Annotated in this window: 21 protein-coding genes and 1 pseudogene; 8 read left to right on the forward strand and 14 right to left on the reverse strand. The window is 41.9% G+C overall.

All coding sequences use genetic code 11. The features are described 5' to 3' along the window. Positions 1-163: 163 nt before the first annotated feature. The 6 genes from AACX33_RS20250 to AACX33_RS20275 form a co-directional block, all read right to left on the reverse strand. Positions 164-1,027: a DUF5895 domain-containing protein gene (locus AACX33_RS20250; RefSeq protein ID WP_194000916.1), complete on the reverse strand. Its 864-nt coding sequence runs from the start codon at positions 1,025-1,027 to the stop codon at positions 164-166. Between the two features lie 171 nt (positions 1,028-1,198). After that, positions 1,199-1,885: a PHP domain-containing protein gene (locus AACX33_RS20255; RefSeq protein ID WP_194000917.1), complete on the reverse strand. Its 687-nt coding sequence runs from the start codon at positions 1,883-1,885 to the stop codon at positions 1,199-1,201. Between the two features lie 215 nt (positions 1,886-2,100). Continuing rightward, the gene (gene purM, locus AACX33_RS20260; protein WP_194000919.1) at positions 2,101-3,144 is read right to left on the reverse strand and encodes a phosphoribosylformylglycinamidine cyclo-ligase; all 1,044 of its coding nucleotides are present in this window, start codon (positions 3,142-3,144) and stop codon (positions 2,101-2,103) included. A gap of 59 nt (positions 3,145-3,203) precedes the next feature. Then, entirely contained in the window at positions 3,204-3,410 is a 207-nt protein-coding gene (locus AACX33_RS20265; protein WP_194000921.1) for a hypothetical protein, read from the reverse strand. A 181-nt stretch (positions 3,411-3,591) separates the two neighbouring features. Then, positions 3,592-4,197: a superoxide dismutase gene (locus tag AACX33_RS20270; RefSeq protein ID WP_194000923.1), complete on the reverse strand. Its 606-nt coding sequence runs from the start codon at positions 4,195-4,197 to the stop codon at positions 3,592-3,594. Between the two features lie 276 nt (positions 4,198-4,473). Continuing rightward, positions 4,474-4,626, reverse strand: coding sequence for a hypothetical protein (locus tag AACX33_RS20275; RefSeq protein ID WP_194000925.1), 153 nt, complete (start codon positions 4,624-4,626; stop codon positions 4,474-4,476). A 127-nt stretch (positions 4,627-4,753) separates the two neighbouring features. Here AACX33_RS20275 and AACX33_RS20280 point away from each other — a divergent pair, with 127 nt between their 5' ends. Further along, on the forward strand, positions 4,754-5,494 hold the full coding sequence (locus AACX33_RS20280) for an FkbM family methyltransferase (RefSeq protein ID WP_227789201.1): 741 nt from the start codon (positions 4,754-4,756) through the stop codon (positions 5,492-5,494). A gap of 398 nt (positions 5,495-5,892) precedes the next feature. Here the strand turns inward: AACX33_RS20280 and AACX33_RS20285 are convergent, their stop codons facing one another. Both AACX33_RS20285 and AACX33_RS20290 read right to left on the reverse strand, forming a co-directional pair. Continuing rightward, positions 5,893-7,518 carry a bifunctional pantoate--beta-alanine ligase/(d)CMP kinase gene (locus AACX33_RS20285; RefSeq protein WP_194000926.1) on the reverse strand — a complete coding sequence of 542 codons (1,626 nt, stop codon included), beginning with the start codon at positions 7,516-7,518 and terminating at the stop codon, positions 5,893-5,895. Between the two features lie 149 nt (positions 7,519-7,667). Beyond that, positions 7,668-8,774: a septal ring lytic transglycosylase RlpA family protein gene (locus AACX33_RS20290; protein ID WP_194000928.1), complete on the reverse strand. Its 1,107-nt coding sequence runs from the start codon at positions 8,772-8,774 to the stop codon at positions 7,668-7,670. A 797-nt stretch (positions 8,775-9,571) separates the two neighbouring features. Between AACX33_RS20290 and glsA the strand changes: the two genes are divergently transcribed. Further along, positions 9,572-10,552 (forward strand): glutaminase A, encoded by a 981-nt coding sequence (glsA, locus tag AACX33_RS20295; protein WP_194000929.1) that lies wholly within the window; start codon positions 9,572-9,574, stop codon positions 10,550-10,552. A gap of 18 nt (positions 10,553-10,570) precedes the next feature. Here the strand turns inward: glsA and AACX33_RS20300 are convergent, their stop codons facing one another. Continuing rightward, positions 10,571-12,601 carry a glycoside hydrolase family 10 protein gene (locus tag AACX33_RS20300; RefSeq protein WP_194000931.1) on the reverse strand — a complete coding sequence of 677 codons (2,031 nt, stop codon included), beginning with the start codon at positions 12,599-12,601 and terminating at the stop codon, positions 10,571-10,573. Between the two features lie 12 nt (positions 12,602-12,613). Beyond that, positions 12,614-12,784: a hypothetical protein gene (locus AACX33_RS20305; RefSeq protein WP_194000933.1), complete on the reverse strand. Its 171-nt coding sequence runs from the start codon at positions 12,782-12,784 to the stop codon at positions 12,614-12,616. A gap of 165 nt (positions 12,785-12,949) precedes the next feature. On the opposite strand from AACX33_RS20305, the gene AACX33_RS20310 reads away from it, so the two are divergent. Continuing rightward, complete coding sequence (locus AACX33_RS20310; protein WP_194000935.1) at positions 12,950-13,420, forward strand: hypothetical protein; 471 nt, start codon at positions 12,950-12,952, stop codon at positions 13,418-13,420. A gap of 33 nt (positions 13,421-13,453) precedes the next feature. On the opposite strand, the gene AACX33_RS20315 is transcribed toward AACX33_RS20310, so the two are convergent. Continuing rightward, the gene (locus AACX33_RS20315) at positions 13,454-14,851 is read right to left on the reverse strand and encodes an amidohydrolase family protein (RefSeq protein ID WP_194000937.1); all 1,398 of its coding nucleotides are present in this window, start codon (positions 14,849-14,851) and stop codon (positions 13,454-13,456) included. 83 nt (positions 14,852-14,934) lie between these two features. On the opposite strand from AACX33_RS20315, the gene AACX33_RS20320 reads away from it, so the two are divergent. The 3 genes from AACX33_RS20320 (at position 14,935) to AACX33_RS20330 (ending at position 16,950) form a co-directional block, all read left to right on the forward strand. Further along, the gene (locus AACX33_RS20320) at positions 14,935-15,705 is read left to right on the forward strand and encodes a cysteine hydrolase family protein (RefSeq protein WP_194000939.1); all 771 of its coding nucleotides are present in this window, start codon (positions 14,935-14,937) and stop codon (positions 15,703-15,705) included. Positions 15,706-15,743: 38 nt separating this feature from the next. Then, on the forward strand, positions 15,744-16,199 hold the full coding sequence (locus AACX33_RS20325; protein WP_194000941.1) for a cupin domain-containing protein: 456 nt from the start codon (positions 15,744-15,746) through the stop codon (positions 16,197-16,199). A 157-nt stretch (positions 16,200-16,356) separates the two neighbouring features. Then, positions 16,357-16,950, forward strand: coding sequence for a Uma2 family endonuclease (locus AACX33_RS20330; protein WP_194000943.1), 594 nt, complete (start codon positions 16,357-16,359; stop codon positions 16,948-16,950). A 50-nt stretch (positions 16,951-17,000) separates the two neighbouring features. On the opposite strand, the pseudogene AACX33_RS20335 reads toward AACX33_RS20330, so the two are convergent. Beyond that, positions 17,001-17,126, reverse strand: a pseudogene (locus AACX33_RS20335) (DUF4351 domain-containing protein); the annotation flags it as partial. An 83-nt stretch (positions 17,127-17,209) separates the two neighbouring features. On the opposite strand from AACX33_RS20335, the gene AACX33_RS20340 reads away from it, so the two are divergent. Then, positions 17,210-18,895, forward strand: coding sequence for a CocE/NonD family hydrolase (locus AACX33_RS20340; protein ID WP_194000948.1), 1,686 nt, complete (start codon positions 17,210-17,212; stop codon positions 18,893-18,895). A gap of 94 nt (positions 18,896-18,989) precedes the next feature. Beyond that, a complete protein-coding gene (locus tag AACX33_RS20345; protein WP_194000950.1) occupies positions 18,990-19,610 on the forward strand; it encodes a 4Fe-4S single cluster domain-containing protein in 621 nt (206 codons plus the stop codon). Between the two features lie 123 nt (positions 19,611-19,733). On the opposite strand, the gene msrA is transcribed toward AACX33_RS20345, so the two are convergent. Together msrA and AACX33_RS20355 are read right to left on the reverse strand one after the other, a co-directional pair. After that, positions 19,734-20,402, reverse strand: a complete 669-nt coding sequence (gene msrA, locus AACX33_RS20350; RefSeq protein ID WP_194000952.1) for a peptide-methionine (S)-S-oxide reductase MsrA — start codon at positions 20,400-20,402, stop codon at positions 19,734-19,736. Between the two features lie 125 nt (positions 20,403-20,527). Beyond that, positions 20,528-22,666 (reverse strand): recombinase family protein, encoded by a 2,139-nt coding sequence (locus AACX33_RS20355; RefSeq protein WP_194000954.1) that lies wholly within the window; start codon positions 22,664-22,666, stop codon positions 20,528-20,530. Positions 22,667-22,686: the final 20 nt, after the last annotated feature.

A 22,686-nucleotide genomic window follows, 5' to 3' on the forward strand; every position in this document is an offset into this window, starting at 1 on the left:
GGAGAAGAGGAACGGGGGCAGGGGGCAGGGTGCAGGGGAGAAGAGGAATGGTTGTGAAGTAAGCGGAAGTTTAAAGTAATTTCTTACTCCCCCTTGCTCCCTGCTCCCCGCTCCCCTGCCTCTTAACTCCCCCTACTCCCTACTCCCTACTCCCTACTCCCACCTAATACGGGGGATAATCATCTTCATCAGCGTAAATATAAGAACTAGAAACGCCAACTGCGGCCATTTTGGGAGCTTCTATTTTGATAGATTCCTTACCAAACTCTTTGTGTTCTTCAAAAGTCTTGCAGATCATTGTAGACTCAACCGAATCTGAAGCAATTAGGTACTCGGTTAATGTGCCGACAGTGGGATGCTTGTAGTCCACCGTTGAAGCTACCATCACAGTATTTGGTTCAATTCCTCTTTCTTCACACTCAATGATCGGGCAGAAAATTCCATGTGCGTGAAATAACGGGCCTTTTGGTGAAACAGGTTGCTGGCGGTATACAGCATAAGCTCTTTCTAGTTCAGCGACAAATCCACTGATGACTCTGCCTTGTTGAAATTCGCAGTAAGTTTTGCTGAAACTAGCTCCCGCTGCACCGCTCAAAGTTAATTGTAATGGAGAATCATGGAGAAACTTTTTATTTTCGCCTACTAAGTAAATTAGGTGGCGAGTAAAGGTTTTAAATTTAAGCTTATCTGCTAAAAAAGCATCATAATTTTCTTTAAGAGTACCAAGTTTGTTCCCACTTTCCCGGTCTTTCACAGATAAAGGCCCCCGGCGGACTATAACTAACTTTGGAGTATTGCTAATAAAAACAGTTTCCACTCCAGAGCTAAATTCATGCTCTAGCTGTTCCCAATTTTCATCCGGCTGAAAGCCTACAGCACTAGCATTATCCAATTTAATCGCCAATCCGTGGGGCTGGATGCCGTCTGTGCCATACCGAGGATTAATCATCTGACACCAGGGGATGATTTGAGAAGGAGGGGCGTTAAATTTATCGTCTTCAAAGTCGAAATTAGTAGATGCTGCCATCGTTTTAGAGTATAAAAAGTGTTTTGCTAAACAAGTTTATCAGGATGGGGAATTAGTAGAGCGTTGCTGGTGGGTAGTTCTGTGAACATTATCTGGTGAAAAACAATGTAGAGACTTTCCATGCAATGTCTCTACAAGGGTTCGGTCACAGGTCTATTTAAATTCGCTCGATTACAAGCGTTGTAGCAGACTTAAACCGTGGGTATCAGTACCACAGGTATTGAAGAGCTGATATTCATCAGCTAACTGTTGTACTTGTTGTGTTTCCAAAGCACTTGGTTTCCAAGGTTTGGGGTTTTTGTAAGCGTAGAACGCTTCCACACCGTCAATTCCCCGTTCCGCCGCCGCCGGAATTAAGTCAAAATGCGATCGCTTGTAACGAGCTGGATGAGCTAAAACTGCCAATCCCCCGGCTTGCTGTATGCCAGCAATGACGTTATTTGCTTGATATTGTTTACCTGTGGTAGGTTTACTTTGCAAATAGGGTTTTATACTAGGATGTTCTGGCTCAAAGGCGTAAGCCAAAATGTGGACTTCAACATCCAGAAGATTGGCATTAATTTCTACACCACTCCATAGGTAAGGAGTATTTTCATTGCCATTTTTCCGCTTCCAGTTGTCTAACCAATATTGTGCTGCTTGATACCCGCCGATACTATGGTGATCTGTAATCGCCAATCCTTGTAGCCCAATGGCGATCGCCTGTTCCATCAATGTACTTGGTTGCAACTTGCCATCTGAGTGGACAGTATGCAGATGAAAATTGAATAACTTGGGACAGCTTTGGGCATCAACCCTCTGGAAGACTTGCCTTAAAATATCTGCCTTCGTAGATGTCCGAGCAAAATTTACAACCATAACTTTTTTATAAATGAAAATACCTGATTTCCCATACACCAACACTTAGATGTAAAAACAACTCCAGCACTTCAAGTCAGTAGTTATTTTTTCAGCCTTATTAGCTAGCCAATTTTTTCAATATGTTAAGACTACCTTAGCAAATCTCAATGCTGATGGTCATGAGTATTTCCAATTGCTTATATAAAGCGGGTAAAAATTTTTTTCGGAATTATTTAAGCACTGAGAAAATTTTGAGGTAAACCTGTCAATGTACCAGAACCTGTAATCACTTCACCAATTGCCAAAGCGGAAATATCCTGTGATTTAAAAAAGGTGATTGTCTGTTCTACTTGATGAGGTGGTACTAACAGCACAAAACCAATTCCCATATTGAAAGTATTGTACATAGCCTCGGCACTGACCGAGCCGACTGCCGCTAGCCATTGAAATATAGGCGGAATCGTCCAACTGTGGGCATGAATTTGAATGCTTTGATTTTTACCTAAGCATCTGGGTAAATTCTCTGGTAACCCACCACCTGTAATATGAGCCATACCATGAATTTCTAAATCAGCTTGACGAGATGCTAGAACAGGTTTGACATAAATTTGTGTAGGTTTGAGGAAAGCTTCTGCGATCGTTTCACCACCTAATAATGCTGGGCGTTCATCCCAAGCCAAAGAATTGGAACTGACAATTTTCCGGACTAAACTCAAGCCATTGCTGTGTACACCAGTACTAGGAAGTGCGATCGCTATATCCCCAATTTGTACCTGGGAAGTATCCAACATCTGGCTTTTTTCCACAATTCCCACACAAAAACCAGCCAAATCATACTCACCCACTTGGTAAAAACCAGGCATTTCTGCGGTTTCTCCTCCCAATAAAGCGCAACCCGCCAGTCTACACCCAGAAGCTATACCCGCTACCACTTGAGTCAGTTGTTCTGGCTCTAACTTACCTGTAGCGACATAATCTAAAAAAAACAGTGGTTCCGCACCTGATGTCAACACATCATTCACACACATCGCCACTAAATCAACCCCAACGGTATCATGGCGGTTGAGAATTTGGGCAATTTTCAGCTTTGTCCCCACACCATCCGTCCCGGAAACCAACACTGGTTCTTTAAAACCACCTGGTAATTGGAAGCAACCACCAAAACCACCTAATCCACCAATTACTTCCGGTCTAAAAGTACTGTGAACTAAATTACGAATTTGGTCTACAAAGGCTCTACCTGCCTCAACATCAACCCCAGCATCCCGATAATCCATTCCTGACTGCACCGCTATCAATTCGTTACCAACTTAGGCTATCATCCCATGTTAGGAGATCAAAATACTTCCTCTTCCATGCCACGCCACCATTCACCCAAATGCATCAAATCTTCGTGGATGTCTGCCAACTCATTGGCGTAAGTATCTTCGGAAATACTAGCTTGGCGTTCTTGTAATTTCTTGATCCGCAACTGTACCAATAGCCAAGGTTTGGTAATGCTATTTGTTGATTCCAGATATTGTGCTAGTTCTTTGCTATCCATATTTTTTCACTCACTACTCTTTAAGATACATGAGACCGTTGAGAGTTGTGCAATTCGCTTCACCAAGCAAAAACAGCCACGATACTAGTCGTGACTGCTCGCAGTATTCGTCAATTAACTGATTTTGACTGCTTTATTATCTGGAATCAGCCAACATCGAGGTCAGTACAAGACTGACAGATTAACAGGCTTTAGCGTAATTTTCAGCCGCAAATTCCCAATTTACTAACTGCTCTAAGAAATTCTTGATGAAAGCTGGACGAGCATTTCTATGGTCGATGTAGTAGGCGTGTTCCCATACATCCAAGGTTAAGAGTGCCTTTTTGCCATGAGCTAAGGGGTTCTCTGCATTTGGTGTCTTCATCACCTTCAGAGTCCCACCATCATCAATTAACCAAGCCCAACCACTGCCGAATTGAGTTGCAGCCGCGTTAGAAAATTCTTCTTTGAATTTGTCAAAGCTACCAAAATCCTGATTAATCTTGGCTGCTAAGTCGCCTGTGGGTGCGCCGCCACCTGCGGGCTTCAAGCAATCCCAGAAAAAGCTGTGATTCCAAACTTGAGCCGCATTATTAAAGATTCCCGCTTTCGAGGAGTCTTTAAAGGCAATTTGGATGACTTCTTCCAGAGACTTGTCAGCCAGTTCTGTACCATCAGTCAGCTTGTTTAAGTTAGTCACATAGGCTGCATGATGTTTGCCATAGTGATACTCGAAGGTTTCGCCTTTCATGCCATACGGCTCTAGAGCGTTAAAGTCGAATGGTAAGGGGGGCTGTTTAAATGCCATTTTGTGAAATCCTCTCTTTACTGTTTTCCGGTTTAAAACTGTTGTAGCAGCTTAGGAAACGACAGGTTTTATATGTGTCAGTTTTCTATCTACCTATAAAAGGATAGAAAACTTAACATCGTTATTCTACTACCAAAGTGAGGATTCAGACACAATACTCTTGTATTTAGGCTTATTCCCAGGACATGATTACCCATAATGGGGAAACTCCCGGATGTCATGGAAGTACCTTGCTTAGGTGTACTAGTGATGGCAATTTGTTTTCACGAGTGCGAACTAAGCAAACCCAACCACTCCCAAATTGTTTGGCGCTAAATCGTTAAAAAGCTGTTTAATTGTTGCCAAATTACCAAAATTATCGTTAATCACATTGGCGATCGCACCTTTTAGTTCACCAAGACCATTATGTGTGATAATTAGCCAAAACATGGTATAATCGCTCCGGCTACCAGCTTACTTACTCACAGACGTAATCATATTTTCAATGCTTTTTGACTGTAGTTCTGGATGTTCCTCCAAGGTTGCATTTACTTTACAAAACTTTAGATAAAACTATATGCATCCTAAAATAAGAATATTTATTTTGAGAATTAAACAGGCTATAAAAGTAGCTATGGGCTACTCTACCGTATATCCTAATAATAAATATGCTTTCCACAAAATCTCCTGGTCACAAGATGGGGAAGATATGGTTGTAGCAGAGTTCTTTAACAGTAAAGGTAACGGTAAAGCAAAAGGTTTTTATGTTGATGTAGGAGCGCATCATCCCCAAAGATTCTCTAATACATATTATTTCTACTTAAGAGGATGGAAAGGAATTAATATTGATGCCATGCCTGGCAGCATGGATATTTTTAATGTTTTGCGTCCCCAGGATATTAATTTGGAAATTCCTATATCTGATAAAGCGGAAGTTTTAACTTATTATAAATTTGATGAGCCAGCACTAAATAGTTTTTCTTTACCAGTATCCCAAGAACGTGTTGCGACAAGTAAGTACAACATAATTGCTGAAACTCAACTACAAACTCAGACACTAGCTGAAGTTTTGGATAAACATCTACCCCCAGAACAGACGATTGATTTCTTGAGTATTGATGTTGAAGGTTTAGATTATCAAGTTATGAGTTCCAATAACTGGGATAAATACAAGCCTAAAGTAATTTTAGTAGAAGATTTGGAGGTAACTTCTTTAAGAAATATCAATACGTCTAAAGTATGTTTATTTTTAGAAGAAAGAGGTTACATATTATTCGCTAAAACAATGAGAACTTTAATTTTTAAATTAGAAAGCTAGTAAACCAATAAATTTTCTATCCCAAGTTATTAGCTCGACTTGATCTATTTTTTTGCCCCACTATTGCTGAAACTCATGTGAGACTGTAGTTTTACGTTTTGAACTTCATCGATACTCTGTGACCTAGAAAAAGTATTTGCTTAAAAGCCCGAATTTTTGCCAAATAAAGCAGCAGCGTTCTGAATTTTGGATAAAATCAAGCTAATTCAATAAATTTAACCAAAAATTGTAGGGTGGGTTAGCGCAGCGTAACCCACCATTATCCTACAAATTAATTGAGGATTTTATTCTTTGGAAGTCCCTAGTATTAATTAAAATTTTGAAATAATTCTGATAATGGTGAGTTAATAACTGCTCACCATTAACTTTAACGAAAAACTAACATCAAATCACAGTCACTACAACTGAGATAAGCGTTGTTGGTAGTATTGAATAATTTGCCCTGTGACTTCCGACACGTTAAGACCATCAGACTGTATTTCAACTGCATCTGCTGCTTTTTGTAAAGGGGAAACTTTACGAGTGCTATCTTTCCAGTCACGTTCGGCAATATCCCGTTTTAGCTGCTCTAAATTTAATTCGGGTTGACCCTGTTCTTTAAAGTCTTGCTGACGGCGATGGGCGCGTTCACTGACTGAAGCGGTTAAGAAAATCTTGACTTCAGCATCGGGGAAGACATGAGTCCCAATGTCTCGACCTTCCGCGACTAAACCACCTTTTTTACCCCAGCTTTGCTGTTTTTTTACGAGTGCTTGACGCACAGCACTTTGTGCAGCTATTGCTGAGACTTGGGATGTTACCTCAATTGTGCGAATTGCCTGAGTCACATCAGTACCATTAATCCAAACCCTGACTGGGGATTGTAAATCATGGCTGGGGGTAAGTTCAATGTTACACTGACTGACTAATTCAGCGATAGCTTCGCTTGCCCCAGGCATCGCACATTGATCATCAATGGCAATACCCTGTTGTAGCACTAGCCAAGTCACAGCGCGATACATAGCACCTGTATCTAGATACACTAGATTCAGCTTGGTGGCGACTTGACGAGCCACTGTGGATTTACCAGCCCCTGCTGGGCCATCGATGGCGATGATGGGTTGACGATCGCTCAAAATGATATTATCAATCAAACGTGTCGAACCAAGACGAGCTGCGATCGCCAGCATTCCTTCCTCCTCAACTGTTTCTAAAGACATTAACGTATTCGGTTTCACCAATTCAATATATTCCACGATTAGATTACTAACCTTTGCTAGTTCTCGCTGTACCACAGCTATCAGCTCGCTACTGTCACGAACACCTGCCTTGAATGCAGCTGATCCTTGCCGTAAACCTCGATATAAGACTGCTGCTTGCTCTTTTTCTGGTGCAGTCAAATATTCGTTACGAGAACTTAAAGCAAGACCCGACGCTTCCCGCACTGTTGGACAAGCAACAACCTCTACTGGCAAATTCAAATCAACCACCAGCTGTCTAATAATAGCCAGTTGTTGACCATCTTTTTGTCCAAAGTAGGCTCGCTCAGGTTGTACCAAGTTCAAAAGTTTGGTCACAATCGTTGCCACACCTTGAAAGTGACCTAGCCGAGAACGACCACACAAACCTAACATCATAGCAGATGGAGGCGTGACTTGTGTAACTTGAGATTCTTCTAGACTTTTCTGGGAAACACCCATTTCCTCCGGAGTCGGTGCAAAAATCGCATCTACCCCTGCTTGCATACAAAGTTGTTGATCTAACTCTAAAGTGCGGGGATAACGTTGATAATCCTCATGAGGAGCAAATTGCAGGGGATTGACAAAAATACTGACAATCACCGTAGAATTTTCTTGCCTGGCTCTTTTAATCAAGCTCAAATGACCTTGATGTAATCCTCCCATCGTCGGTACCAAACCGACAGCCGTCTGGTACCAGCTAGTTATTTCATCTAGTCCCAAATCTTCTGGGACTGTCAGCTGATTTTCTGAACAGCGTTTAGTTAAATAGCAGCGTAAAGCTGCGACTGTTGTCAGCAGGCGCACAAAATTCCCCTAGTTCTTTTTAAGCCTCTCCCCCGTTAGTTTATATCTGAAATAGGGGCAGGGGTATTGAACTAGGGGAATTAGGGAGTGGGGAGTGGGGAATGGGTTGGTGAAGATTTGCCTTGTCCCCTTTGTCCTATCCTGAAGAATTATCTCCCCAGAACTTCAACCTTGACTGGTGCAACACCACTATTAATCATTCCTAAGTTACGAGCAGCACCAGTAGACACATCGATGACTCGACCCCGAATGAATGGACCGCGGTCATTGATTCGTACCACAACTGAACGACCATTACGAGTGTTGGTGACACGGACTCGCGTCCCAAAAGGTAAGCTACGATGGGCGGCAGTCATGCCTTCGGGATTAAATCTTTCCCCAGTTGCAGTGGGTCTACCAGCGAAACCGCGACCGTAAAAAGAAGCGAGTCCTCGGAAACTGAGTCGTATATTGCCGACGATTTGCTGTCCCTGCGGTGGCAGAGAAATTCTGGCGGGTTCTGGTAGATTAAGAATTTCATTGACGGGAGATGCATTACCAATCAGTCTCCGCAAGCGATTGGTTGCTTGCAATGCATCTTCTGCCAGATTTTTGGTAGTACCGGCTAGAATGGTTTTTTCATTGATTTCTAGCAATTCTTGGTCATTAATTTTAATTGTATACCGCTCGCTTGGCTGTTGTTGGACAGAGGCATTTTTGTTCTGGGCTTGATTGGCTGTAGATTCGCCCTCACCCTTCCAACTGACGGTAATCTTTTCAGCGTCCTCACTGTTTCGGACTAGCTGGTTGATACTGGCTGCTATTAAACCAGCTCTATGAACCGGGTCATCATGAAGCGATTTTTTTTGGTTTCTCGCATTCGTAAAATTCCCGACTCTGGTTAACTCGGTTGAGTCACCGGCAATCAAGGTATACGACTGTTGTCCCTGAGTATCTCCAATTACACCAACTTTCCGATCAACACTCGCAAGTGGCTGAGAACTCAAAAAGGTGATCACTGGAATATCTTTGATAAACAGGGTTGCCGCCTTACGATCTCCAATGTTGTGAGAATGAATGTTTGTCACCACAGCATCCGAGGTAAGTTTCCCTGCTGAGGTTTGAAACTCTCCTACTTTAACGGCATCACTAACTGATGATTTTTGAGAAACTGGAGTAGCTTCTTTTGCCGTAGCAGTTTGAGTGTGACGGGCTGAGGGCATACCCAAAGCAGTCAGAAACAGGGCGACAATAGTCCACAAATATCTTTGATTCATGCGTCCGATTTTTAAAGCGACTGTACAACAGAAGGTTCTAAGTTGGTGGGATTTTATAGCACTAAAAGTGACACATTCCTAATAACTTGAACTGATTCTGCTCTCACTTTTTGTTTATTAACTGCAACAGAGTAACATGAACCTTTGAGCTTGGGGATCAGGGATTTAGCGTAGATATACATCACTTCATTCAATTTCAATTCCAATTTACAGGGCAGAACCGTTCTCGAATGCGGTTTTGGAGTATGTAACGTTTTTTTCAATTAAGAAAATTTTTAATGCGAAAATTTAATATTTTGGCGATTTTTAATTAGCTGTAAGACCTCTGATATTTAAATGTAGTTTAAATAACATATAATTTAATTAAATAATGTAGTTAAGAATTTCATATAGTTAAGACCAAACTCTGGAAAAATGCTTGATTGTATTTAGGGAATAAATTTTTCATATCCTCAGCAAATTCATTTGTATCAAGACTTACAGAAAATATTTATTTTAAATAAGCTAACAGCTAGACTCTGGCTGGAAGTTAATTTATGAAATTTTATTAAGTAAATATACTAAAAACTTTTACTTAATAAGTATATTAATTGTCTGATTATCTAAGCAAATATATGTATAAAATTTAGTTGGTTCGGTAACTAAAAATTTTTGTTCAACAAATTAAAATCAATAATGAGACAATTAAAAAAGCTTCACTGGCATGAGTAGATAAAAACCTGTGTAGCAAAAAATACGGGTATTTTCGCTTGCCATATTGACTCAAATATGATTTTTTAGAGTAACTTATCAGCTTTATGGCAAATCAAGTAAATTTAGAAGATTTAGAAAACGTCTCAGCGCCATTTTTAGCTGTTCTCAACGACTTATATTCCCAATACAAGTCACAAAATGAGGGTACATTAGCTAACTATATTCCAGAGCTGGCGAAGGTCAATCCGGAATTATTCAGCATTTGTATTGTTACGGTAGATGGCCAAACTTACCAAGTGGGGGATGATCAACAACAATTTACCATCCAGTCCATTTCTAAAGTGTTTGCTTACGGACTGGCCTTAGAAGATCATGGACGGGATTATGTTTTAACCAGAGTTGGCGTTGAACCAACAGGAGACGCATTCAACGCGATTATTCTCGATGAAACATCGAAGCGACCTTATAACCCAATGGTAAATGCCGGTGCGATCGCCACTACCAGTTTAATCAAAGGATCTGGTCCAACGGAACGCTTAAACCGGGTGCTGGAAATGTTTAGCAAATACACCGGCAGGGATACAATGGTCGATATTTCGGTGTTTACCTCTGAACGCAGTACGGGACATCGCAACCGCGCCATTGCACACCTGATGCTAAATTTTGGCATGATTGACCAAAATATTGAGGAAGTTTTGGATCTTTACTTTCAGCAATGTGCTGTCATGGTGAATTGTCAAGATTTAGCGGTGATGGCGGCGACTCTGGCTAACAAAGGTATTAACCCAGTTACGAAAAAACAAGCATTAGATAGTAGTTACGTCAAAGATATTCTCAGCGTGATGTACACCTGCGGGATGTATAACTTTGCTGGGGAGTGGGCTTATAAAGTGGGACTTCCGGCTAAAAGTGGGGTTTGTGGGGGAATTATGGCGGTTGTACCTCACAAAATGGGCATTGGTGTGTTTTCGCCTTTGTTAGATGTGCGTGGTAATAGTGTCCGGGGAGTTAAGGTATGTGAGGAACTCTCCCGGCGGTTAGGGTTACATTTATTTGAATGTTCAGGCGACGAGTTTAACTGTTAACAGTTCTCAGTGACTGATTTAAATGACTGTAATTACCACACCCTGACTCTCATTCCCTAACCTATCAACTGCACACACTGCATAGTTTCCAGCTTGTGAAACTGTGGCGAAGGTTGTTCCAGCTGATAATATCCGCTGGATTGTCCAATAGTCACCATACTCTCGATAAAGTGTCCAAGACCGGACTGGCTGATTATCACCAGGTCGCCAACTGAGGCGGCGATTGTTAACTTGTAGTTCTTGGGGTGGTGGTGGAGGAGGAGTTGTATTCCGCCAGGGCATGGTGGGGGCTAGGGCGGGGGTAGAATAAAGGGAATTTCGGAAACTGTCTGCAATTCCCTGACGATTTTGAGTTATGGAACTCATGCTGAAGAAGATATTACCCTGTGATAATCGCACCCTATTAGCGGTTAGGTTGCGCGTAATGGCGACTTGTTGCTGAATTTCTTCATTTTTCCAAGCTTTGCCATCGAGGAGACTAATATTATTGCCTACATATATATGTCGTTGGCTAGTATTAATTTCTGTCCACCATTTCAGCAATACGGGATAACTTTGGGCAGCTTGGTCGATGCGCCAATACAGTTGGGGGGCTAAATAATCTACCATACCTCCTTGTAACCATCTTTTGGCATCAGCATACAACTGATTATAAGCATCTAAGCCATTGATTCCTGGTGGTTGTCCTGGTTGGTAAATACCAAAGGGACTAATACCAAATTTAACGTGGGGTTTTGTGGCTTTAATTCCTTCCGATATACGTACTACCATTTGAGTCACATTGTTCCGTCGCCAGTCACCTAAGCTGAGTTGACCACCATTTGCTTGAGAAGCTGCATAGGTTTTATTGTCGGGGAAGGTTTGACCTTGGATAGGATAGGGATAAAAATAATCATCTAGATGAACGGCATCTATATCATAGCGACGGACAACATCCATAATGACGTTGAAAGCGCGATCTTGGACGATTTTACTGCCTGGGTCCATCCATAGTTGATTACCCCATTGGTAAACTAGTTCGGGGTTGGTGACAGCTATATGGGTTCTGGCGTTGGGTCTAGCTGTGAGGCTGGTTTTGGCGCGGTAGGGGTTGAACCAAGCATGAAGTTCTATATTGCGTTTGTGACATTCGGCGATCGCAAACTCTAAAGGATCATAATATGGATCTGGTGCTTTACCTTGAGTTCCCGTCAACCAAGCACTCCAAGGTTCAAACTGGGAAGCATATAAAGCATCACCCTCTGGTCGGACTTGCAAAATCAGGGCGTTAAAATTCAGCGCTTGTAGTCGGGTGACGATTTCGATAAATTCTGCTTTCTGTTGTGCTGTGGAAAGTCCGGCTTGGGAAGGCCAATCATTATTCCATACTGTTGTTACCCACGCCCCCCGAAACTCTCGTTCATGGTAAATGTTCTCTATGGGAGGGGTGGCGACAACGTTGGGGGGAACTACGATATAGTTAGAGGGGAGTTTTTCTCTCATCTGTAAATAGACCATAGCCTGATATACCATGACTACCACGTCTGCACGAGTTGCGGCTACAGTGGGGTTGAGTAGTTTGACGTTGGGGTAACTAGCTACTAAGTTTTTTGCAGTAGCGATCGCAATTTGATTTTTAGCATAGGCCGGAATCTTGGCTGCATCTTCATAAATTTGGGTTAATACATCCAATAAATCGGGTTTGACATTAGCCGCAATGTCCAAGCCGTTGACTATTGCAACTAAAACATCACTACGGAAAATTCTGTCATTGGGGCGGAAACGTCCATCAGGATAGCCGATGAAAAATCCGGCTTCGTAAGTTTTTTTAATTCCATTCAAGGCCCAGTGATTATCCGGAACATCAATAAACGGAACATATTCCCGTTGAGGAGACCGGATAAATACTGCGGCCAGTATAGCGGCAAATTCAGCGCGAGTGACTGAGTTATCTGGTCGAAACGTGCCATTAGGATAGCCATTTAAAATACTGCGTTCTGTTAATGCTTCAATGAATGGCCTAGCCCAATGATTTTGAATATCCGGGAAACGAGTAGGTGTAGATACCATGATGGATTGTAACTAGCTTGGGTTCATTTTCATCTTCTTTGTTAATTTAGCAACAGTCAAGCGATTTGCTGTCAGCGTAGCTATCCCCGTCAGGACTTGACGCGATCGCAATTTGATTTCTCCGGCTTTTTCTCTGTGTAAGATGAAATATGAGCCAATTTTTCGGCAACTTATGGTTAACACAGGAACACAACTCACTCTAGAAGGATTTCTGTCCCATGAGTTCGTTGATTGTCAGTGCATATTGAAAATGTCTGGAAAATTTTTTATTCGACTTAACAAGTTGATGTCCTAACTTGATTTACTAGCTAAAATAGAGCTTTACAGAAGTAGGTGAGTATTTGAAAAGTGCGAAAACTCATACTTTACATATTATTCTTACTTAGCTTATTTAGCGTTCTGGGATTTTCTCATGTTTCTACTTACCTCTCAGAACAAGCTCCGATAGTTAGGTGTCAGCAATGGGGATTTAATCGGACGCAAGGTAAAAAGTACTATACGTATCCTGAGAAGTTAGTAGTTCAACCTTGGCGTGGACAACATAATGTCTACGCTATATTTGTAATTCCTAGTGGCTACAAAAGAGATAGTTTATTCACAGTAACAATACCTGGAAGTCCAACTTATTGCGGACGATTTCAGAATATTGACAAAGCTTTATCTGGAGTTGATCAAGCAAAGTCTAATACCAAGATTAGGGGATTTTTAAACACTCGCATTGCTGTGAAGTTAATTGCTCAAGGTAAGTTAAGTCAGTTAAAAGAACGACAAAATTGGAGGTTAGGTTACGTCAAGCGTTCGCAAAGATCATATTTTTAACGCAAAGGATCGCAGAGGAGGTTTTTCTGCGTTTCATAAATCCATGACTTGACGATAATGAGTTTCTATTTGTTCTACACTTTGAGATTTGCGCTTTGTTTCCCACTGACTGCGGTTAAATAATTCTTGCCGTAAATTATCTAAGTTAATGGTATTAACTTGACCATTGGTCACAATTTGCTTTCCCTTTACCCAAGCACTATGGACAACATTTGTGGGACGACCTAATACTAATAATCCAATGGGATCTGTCCGGGGAAGTAGTGATAAATTGGTGAGGTCGTAAAGTACTAAGTCGGCTTGTTTACCTACGCTGAGTGAACCAATTTTGTCAGCTATATTCAGTCCTTTTGCACCTCCCAATGATGCCATTTCTACGGACTTTCTGGGTGTGATCCAGTTTTGATAATCTAAGTCTGTAATGTTGTGCAAGATGGAACCGATTTTGATGGCTTCTAGCAAGTCCTGGGAATCATTACTGGAAGCGCCATCACAACCAAAACAGACGTTTACGCCAGCTCGGAGATATTTTAAAATTGGGGCGATACCACTGCCTAAACGGAGGTTACTCAAGGGGTTATGGACAACTGTCGATTGGGTTTGGGCGAGAATTGTGATATCAGTATCATTCAACCAGATACAATGAGCTAAAGAAGTGCGATCGCTTAAAAATCCAATCCGTTGCAGATGTTCAACAGCAGTACAACCGTATTTTTCTTGGGCGAGTTTTTTCTGTGCTTTGGTTTCTAGTAAGTGGGAATGACGACAAAGATTATAGCGATCGCTTAACTCAATACATCCTGTAAATAAAGCATCAGTACACAATTGAATCCCCGTAGGTGCAACTAAAATACTTACACCCTCTTCTGGACGATGAAATTGTTTCACCGCCTCCTCTATAATTTGCAGTGTTGCCGCAGTTGAGCGAAAATAAGGCTCATGGTTTTGGACTGACTCCCCCGAAGGTATACCGGCGCTGAGGGATTCATCTTGAATCAGCGGCGCGATAAAAGCCCGAATTCCCACTTCTTTATAAGCGCGAACCGCAGTAGCGATGGTTTCTAATTCTAGCCCCGGAGTTAAAACCAAATGATCTACTACACTCGTTCCACCAGAAAGTAAAGTTTCTACAGCTGTTCCCAAAGCACTGAGATAAACTTTTTCCAAATCCAGGGGCGCAAAGTCATATAATTCCGCTAGCCATAATTCTAAAGGAAAAATTGACATAATTCCCCGTTGCCACATTTCTGAGGAATGGGTGTGGGCGTTAACGAAACCAGGCAGTAATAGCTTATTTCTACCATCAAAAGCAGTCCCGATTACCTCTAAATCGGGTGCGATCGCGGCTATTTGATCATTTACAATCTGTACATCTACGGTGAGATAAGCATCGTCAACAGCGATCAGAACATTTTGGATAGTAAAATTCACTTTATTTAACCTTAATTAAGTAATCAAACTTTTCGTAGCAATTCAAGTTACAAATTTAAGAACTGTGTTAGATGTTGTAATTTATGAATCTGCCATTACGGACATTGGGAGTTGCACCAAATGCGTGGACTGTGAATCAGGCGATCGCAGATATTACTCGTCCGCAAAAGACCCCACAACCCGTTATCTTATCAACAGAAACCAAAACTCTGCATCTGGACTTGGCAAAAACGGCGATCGTCATCATTGATATGCAAAACGACTTCTGTCACCCTGATGGATGGTTAGCGCATATCGGTGTAGATGTCACACCAGCACGTCAGCCCATCGAACCTTTAAATAGCTTACTTCCAGAACTGCGTGCAGCGGATGTGCCGGTAATTTGGCTTAACTGGGGGAATCGTCCCGACTTATTAAATATTAGTGCTGGTTTACTTCACGTCTACAACCCCACAGGAGAAGGCGTAGGATTGGGCGATCCTCTGCCCAGCAACGGTGCTAAAGTACTAATGGCAGGTAGTTGGGCGGCGGCGGTGGTAGATGGACTCCAACAGCTACCAGAAGATATCCGTGTGGATAAATACCGCATGAGTGGGTTCTGGGATACGCCTTTAGATAGTATTCTGCGGAACTTGGGAAGAACGACACTATTATTTGGGGGTGTCAATGCTGATCAATGTGTGATGTCTACCCTATGTGATGCCAACTTCTTAGGATATGACTGCATTTTAGTTAAAGACTGCACAGCTACTACTTCTCCTGAGTACTGTTGGCTGGCGACGTTATATAACGTCAAGCAATGTTTCGGTTTTGTCACAGACTCAGAAGCGATTTTAAAAGTGCTTCCTAAATAAACAGTATTTACAGTTATCACTTAAAAGGGGATGAATCAATGCACGCTTCTAGATGTGTAATTCCTATTATCAAGTCTCCCAAAGACTATCAAACATATCGGATCAGTCCCAACGACTCTAATCGACTGGCGATTATTTTTGATTCCATCAATGCTAATACTTCTTTAACTTGCTGCATCGAAATTTTTGATGTGGGTGGACAAACACCGCCAAATCGTCATCAATGGGCGGTGGAAATGTTTTTTGTCCTCAAAGGGGAAGCTATAGCTATGTGTGATGGTAAGAGTGTCCAAATTAAAGCCGGAGATAGTTTGTTAGTACCTCCTACTGGGACTCATTTGATTAAAAATACAGGGAATACTCGCTTATATACTTTAACAGTGATGGTTCCCAATGAAGATTTTTCAGAATTAATTCGCAGTGGGATTCCTGTGGAGTTAGATGCAGAGGATCTGGAAGTATTAGGGAGACAAAATGCGTTAATGCCTTGTTAATAAAGTTCATAACCATAGATAAACACAGATGAATTGCATTTAATTGGTATTCATAGGTGTTCGTTTGTGGTTGATCTGATCGCATTAACTCAAGATTATTTAACTCAAGCAGAATTTTACCCACGATAATAGAATTAACCCTTTCGTGAAAATCATCATGGAAACCCTCACTTTAAGCATACCTCCAAGCGTAGGTTTAACCGATGAGCAGTTTTATCAACTCTGCATTGCTAACGAACCTTGGCAATTAGAACTTACCCAGACTGGAGAATTAATTATTATGCCCCCAACAGGCGGTGAAAGCGGAATTAGAAACTCTGATATTAATATAGAACTCGGTTTATGGAACCGTAAAACCAAGTTAGGGAAAGTCTTTGATTCTTCAACTGAGTTTAAATTACCCAATAGTGCATATCGCTGTCCTGATGCGGCTTGGGTGAAGTTAGAACGCTGGGAAGCTTTAACCAAAGATGAAAAAAGACGTTTTCCGCCTCTTTGTCCTGATTTTGTAATTGAACTGCGTTCAGAAAGTGATAGTTTAGCTAAATTACGCGCTAAAATGCTGGAGTATCAAGAAAATGGTGTGCGGTTAGGTTGGTTAATTGATCCGCAAACACCTTCCGTAGAAATTTATCGCCCAGGGCAAAATGTAGAAGTTTTGAATTTCTCTTTTGCTCAACCTCCTCAACTTTCCGGGGAAGAAGTTCTACCTGGTTTTATTTTAGACTTAACGATTATTTTAAATCCATAAAGTAGGTTACAGAAAAGACTCGTTTATTCAAGTATTTCTAACCATGAGTGCTAATTATCCATACTGGTAAAATCAAGCAAAGCTTCACCGATATTTTCTAATTGTTCAAGAAAAAGAGTTTCAAAATGCTGAAGTACATCTGGAGATAATTCTCCCACACGCCACGCTAGTAAACGAGATAGGAATTGCTCAGGATTTGGGTTTAGATTTAACTACAGTTAAACATCTTACCCGTTACCAGTTTACCGAGTAAAAATCCATGCTGAACGTTCTTCCTAAACAAACCGCCTCCATGCACACCCGCGATGGTATTCGCCTCGATGCAGATATCTATCGCCCCGATGCAGAGGAAGAGTTTCCCGTTTTATTAATGCGCCAACCCTATGGAAGAGCGATCGCATCTACAGTAGTTTATGCCCATCCAACTTGGTATGCTACCCAAGGCTACATTGTAGTTATTCAAGATGTCCGCGGACGAGGCACTTCTGAAGGCGAATTCCAGCTATTTACTCACGAAATCGCCGATGGTGAAGATACCGTCAACTGGGTTGCTAATCTCCCCGGTAGTAACGGCAAAGTGGGGATGTATGGCTTTTCCTATCAGGGAATGACTCAACTATATGCCGCAGCGGCTAAACCACCAGCATTAAAAACAATTTGCCCAGCCATGATTGGCTATGATTTATATACAGATTGGGCTTATGAAGGTGGTGCATTTTGTTTACAAACTAACCTCGCTTGGGCAATTCAATTAGCTACAGAAACCGCCCGTTTACGAAAAGATCAAACAGCTTATGCAGCATTATTTGCTGCTTCTCGTAATTTACCTGTAACTAATCCCGAAATTCTCAAGCAACTCGCCCCAGAATCATTTTATCATGAGTGGTTGGCACATTCTCAACCCGATACATACTGGGAAAAACTCTCGCCTAAAAACCACTTACAAGATGTTGATTTGCCCATGTTCCATATCGGGGGATGGTTTGATACTTACCTGCGGGGAACTTGGCATTTATATCAAGATATGATCGCCCGCAGCACTCAATCCCAACATTTAATCATTGGTCCTTGGGCGCATTTGCCTTGGGGTCGCAAAGTTGGTGAAGTTGATTTTGGTATAAATGCCATCAGTCCTATAGACAAGATGCAAGTTCGCTGGTTTGACCAGTTTCTTAAAGGTATTGATACAGGATTATTGAAAGAAAAACCTGTTTGCTTATTTGAGATAGGAAGTAATATTTGGCATAGTTATCCAACTATCCCTATATCAAACCAGAAATCTTATTTTTTGTCAACTACCGGACTGGCTAATATTCGAGAAGATTCAGGAACCCTGATCCCAAATCCCAAATCTAAAATCCCAAATTCCTTTGATGTATTAGTTCACGACCCTTGGCGACCAGTTCCGGCGTTAGGTGGTCATGCAGCAATGGCGGTGGGTTTATGTGAGCGATCGCATCTTGATTCTCGTGCTGATGTTCTAACTTATACGAGCGAACCCTTAACTGAAAACTGCCATTTGCTAGGGAATGTAGCCGTGGAAATCTTCTGTAGTGCCGATCAACCCAGTTATGATTTGTGTGCAGTGCTGTCAGAAGTGCATCCCGATGGCTGCGTATATAATTTAACTCAAGGTTATGTGCATTGTCGCCCAGGCTCAGAACAAGCGCCGACAAAAATTCAACTGCAAGCGACTTGTGCGCGAATTGCCAAAGGTAATGCACTGCGTTTGAGTCTAAGTGTTGCCTGTTTTCCTGCTTATGCGATGAATTCTGGAAGTGGTACAGTAAGAAGTAGTGGGGAGTTGATGAATGCTCAGGTAATCACAATTACGGTAAATTGTGGAGATGCTTTTCTTTCTCAAGTTTTGCTGCCGTTAAGAGTTAGTTTCACGCAAAGGCGCAAAGGCGCAAAGAAGAAGAATAATAAGAAGAAGAAGAGTTAAATTAATGGCAGCGAGTTTTGCAGTCTACAGTAAGAATTGATTTACTGGATATTCTCATATCTGGACTATTTTACTATGCAAACAGAGGAAACAGATGGAAACTAAGCCAAATGAACCATCAGCAGCACTCACAGAAATTCCTCCTGGCTATCTGAATATCATGGGTTACGTGGATGAGTCAGAAGTTAATGGCCCTGGAAGTCGTGCTGTTGTCTGGGTTCAAGGTTGTCCGCGTGAATGTTCTGGCTGCTTTAATCCTGAGTCTTGGTCTTTTGGGATTAACCAACTCATTTCTGTTGATACTCTGGCTGAGAATATCCTCAGTAAACCTCAGAATACAGGTGTGACTTTTTCCGGTGGAGAACCTTTTTGGCAAGCTACAGCACTAGCTTCTTTGGCTCGTAAGCTCAAAGGTGCGGGATTAAATGTGATGTCTTTTACTGGGTTCACGTTAAAGCAACTACAGTCTGAATCGGCTCCTCCAGATTCAGCCGCATTATTAGCAGAATTAGATATCTTGATTGATGGGCCTTTTGTGGAGTCTCTAGCAATTAATTCTCCCACTTCTCTGGTTTCTTCTAGCAATCAAGGAGTTAATGTCTTCAACCCGGACTTAACAGACCAGATGACTTGGGCGAGCGACCAGATAGAAATTCATATCCTCAAAGATGGTAGCCGGATTGTGACTGGTTATCAAGGTGGGTTGAGTAAATAATTACTAATTCGTAATTCGTAATTCGTAATTCGTAATTCGTAATTAAAAGTGTACAAGCCCCACCTATATATACGATACAGAGCAACCACTGATTCCAACTACGAATTACGAATTACTCAAAGGCTAACCACTGACTTGAGATTCTACTACACCAATAGGACAAGCCACCTTTGTCCCTCCTAACCCACAATAACCATTGGGGTTTTTGGCGAGATACTGCTGATGATAAGCTTCTGCGTAGTAAAATTCCGGCGCATCTAAAATTTCTGTGGTAATTTTCCCATAGTTTGCTTTGGTGAGAGCTTCCTGATATGCGTCCCGTGATGCTTCTGCTAGCTGTTTCTGCTCTTGGGAATAAACATAAATTCCGGAACGGTATTGAGTCCCAGCATCATTACCTTGGCGCATTCCTTGGGTGGGGTTATGGCTTTCCCAAAAGACTTTCAGCAGTTGAGAGTAACTAATCACTTTGGGGTCAAAGACAACCAAGACTACTTCGTTGTGACCAGTCATGCCGCTACAGACTTCATCATAACTTGGGTTGGGAGTGCTACCAGCTGCGTAACCTACCGCAGTTGTATAGACTCCTTCAAGTTGCCAAAATTTGCGTTCTGCACCCCAAAAGCAACCTAAGCCAAATACTGCTTTCTCCATGCCTTCCGGAAAAGGAGCTTTTAAAGTATTTTTATTGACATAATGTTCATTGGGTACTGGCATCGATTTTGCTCTTCCTGGCAAAGCTTCCTCCGCAGTGGGGATAGCCAGCTTTTTACCAAATCCAAATAGTCCCATAGCTTTTAACTCTGATTTCTCATAAATTTCTTTACCTTACTTAATATTGTAAAGAATCTATTACAGGTTGGGGAGTTCTGGAAATATCTCATTGATCATTCCTTTCCCCAAAATCACAAGTAATTTCACATAAAAGCGTGTACCAACGGCAACAGCCGACCTAATTGTTCTTGACCATTGACGGCTAATTCGCTATGACATAAATAAACTTTTTCACTGACACGAGAGAGTAAATCTGCCAAAATTCTGCGTAATCTGGCTTCTTCTAGCAAATTTTCATCTGCTGCTGTCCAAGGTTCCCCTAACCTGTCTCGCAAGAATAATGGCGCTCCAAATAACGTTGCTGCGCCACCTTTTATCCATAGAGGGGAACCAGCATCTAACCAGAACTGCCAACGGTGAAATCTTCTACTAGAGCGATATTGGAAAATAGTTGCTAAAGTGACAGCTTTTCTGGCTGCGCCGATGGGACGCAAGGGATAAGGGTTGGCGGTAATAGTACCACGTCGCAGTAGTTGTATAAATTCGGCAACTGTAGTATTGAGTTCTGATCCTGCTGTTCTGGGGGTCGTTTGTAGTAAACGGGTGTCAATTTCCCAATAATGTTGGGCAGTTTCCAGTAATTCCCGCAGTGCGGCCATTTGGTCGTAGGGGAGGTTGCTATCCTGACAGATAAAGTGCTGCATTGCCAGATATAACAAAGAAATGGGACTATGGTGTTCTGGCTGCGATCGCTTTTCCTCTAACCACTGTAAAATTTCACCGTAAGCTGTGGTAGCGGCATAGCCGATGCGATCCCAGCGCTCGAATGCTGAAACTGGTAACAAGTTGGGATAATCGGGATGAGGTTGAAAACAGTAATCTGCAATCAATCCGGCGCGTACTGGGTCGATGCGAGTGCTGAGTAAAGCAGAGTTTTCTAATCCTGCTCGTTTTCTACTCAAGACAACTAACATCTCGGCGACGGCATCTCGATCTACAAGGCGACCTAAACCGGGATAGACTAGTGCCAGCATGGTGAGTAATGCTCGAATCACAGGTGAACTAATTAAGGGGCGTTGGTCGTTGAGTGATTCCACGGCGATGTTTTGCTTACCCAGGATTTCGACTAAAGTATAACGTGCGATCGCATCTAAACCCGGTGCAATAATTGCTACATCTTCTGCTTGTACTTGTCCCGAATCGATGGCTTGAACAATTTCTGCTGCTGTTTTGCGTAATAATTCCGAGCGGGAGGTGGTTTGAATTAACTGCACTGGGTGCGGTAAACTCGACAGCATCATTGATTCTGAGACTAATTCCACCATTGGGGTCAAAAGTTGCTCTGCTAGACCAGGTAAGGGTGATGTTGTTAATGTCTCAATTCGACAACGCCTGGCTAAACCCTCCAAATAGTTAGGATCGGCTCCCAATCCTAGACGCACTCCACCATCAGGGTTATAGCTAAAAGCTCCCACAGCACCTTGATCCAACAAAAAATCAAACAATTGACGCGCGACTCCAGGATAATCATCGACATCATCTGCTAGTACAGCTTGATAGCGTTGAGTGAGGTGTTGTTGATAATGGCGATCGCTTAATAACTTCTGACTATAAAGTTCAGTAATCATCCCATAGGTCAGTAATCCCCGTTTTAAACACCAATTTCGCCAATCTAACAATAAAGATGCCAAAAACTCCGGTTCTAAATCAATAGCATTTTCTGTTAAGCCTGTTTGCAAAATCTGGCTAATATCTTCACAGCGTGTACCACTATAAGCAGCCAATTGGAATAAATCCAGAATGCGACGTACCAAACGGGACTCATTCACTCCCGCACGGCTCAAAATGGCTGTATCTAATTGGGAACGCCAAAGTTTCGTTGCTAATTCCTGTTCAGTTTCAGGGCGTAATCGGACTGGAAATTGTGCTTTGATATTTAACGACTGAATCAATAAAGGCCAAAATAAAATAACTTCATCTTGAAAAAAACCAAGCATCGTTTTGGCACGAACTGGATATTTTCCTTGAGTTGCTATAACAATTTTATCAGCTAAATTTCGGCGATTTTCACTATTGGCAGCTAAAACCAAAACTCCTGGCGCTGTCTTCGGGAGATATGAGTCTGGTGATGTTTCCCTACTGTTTGGCTCACCTGTTTTTTTAGTATAGAATGATGCAAAACTATAATTTTCACTATGCAACCAATCACAAAAATTTTCTACCAACCGAGCCGTCTTACCACTGCGGCTAGTACCAACAATCCAAATAGAATGAGAAATCACAAATCCTCCCTTTATAGATT

It is taken from the genome of Nodularia sp. LEGE 04288, from assembly GCF_963896525.1.
Lineage (GTDB): Bacteria > Cyanobacteriota > Cyanobacteriia > Cyanobacteriales > Nostocaceae > Nodularia.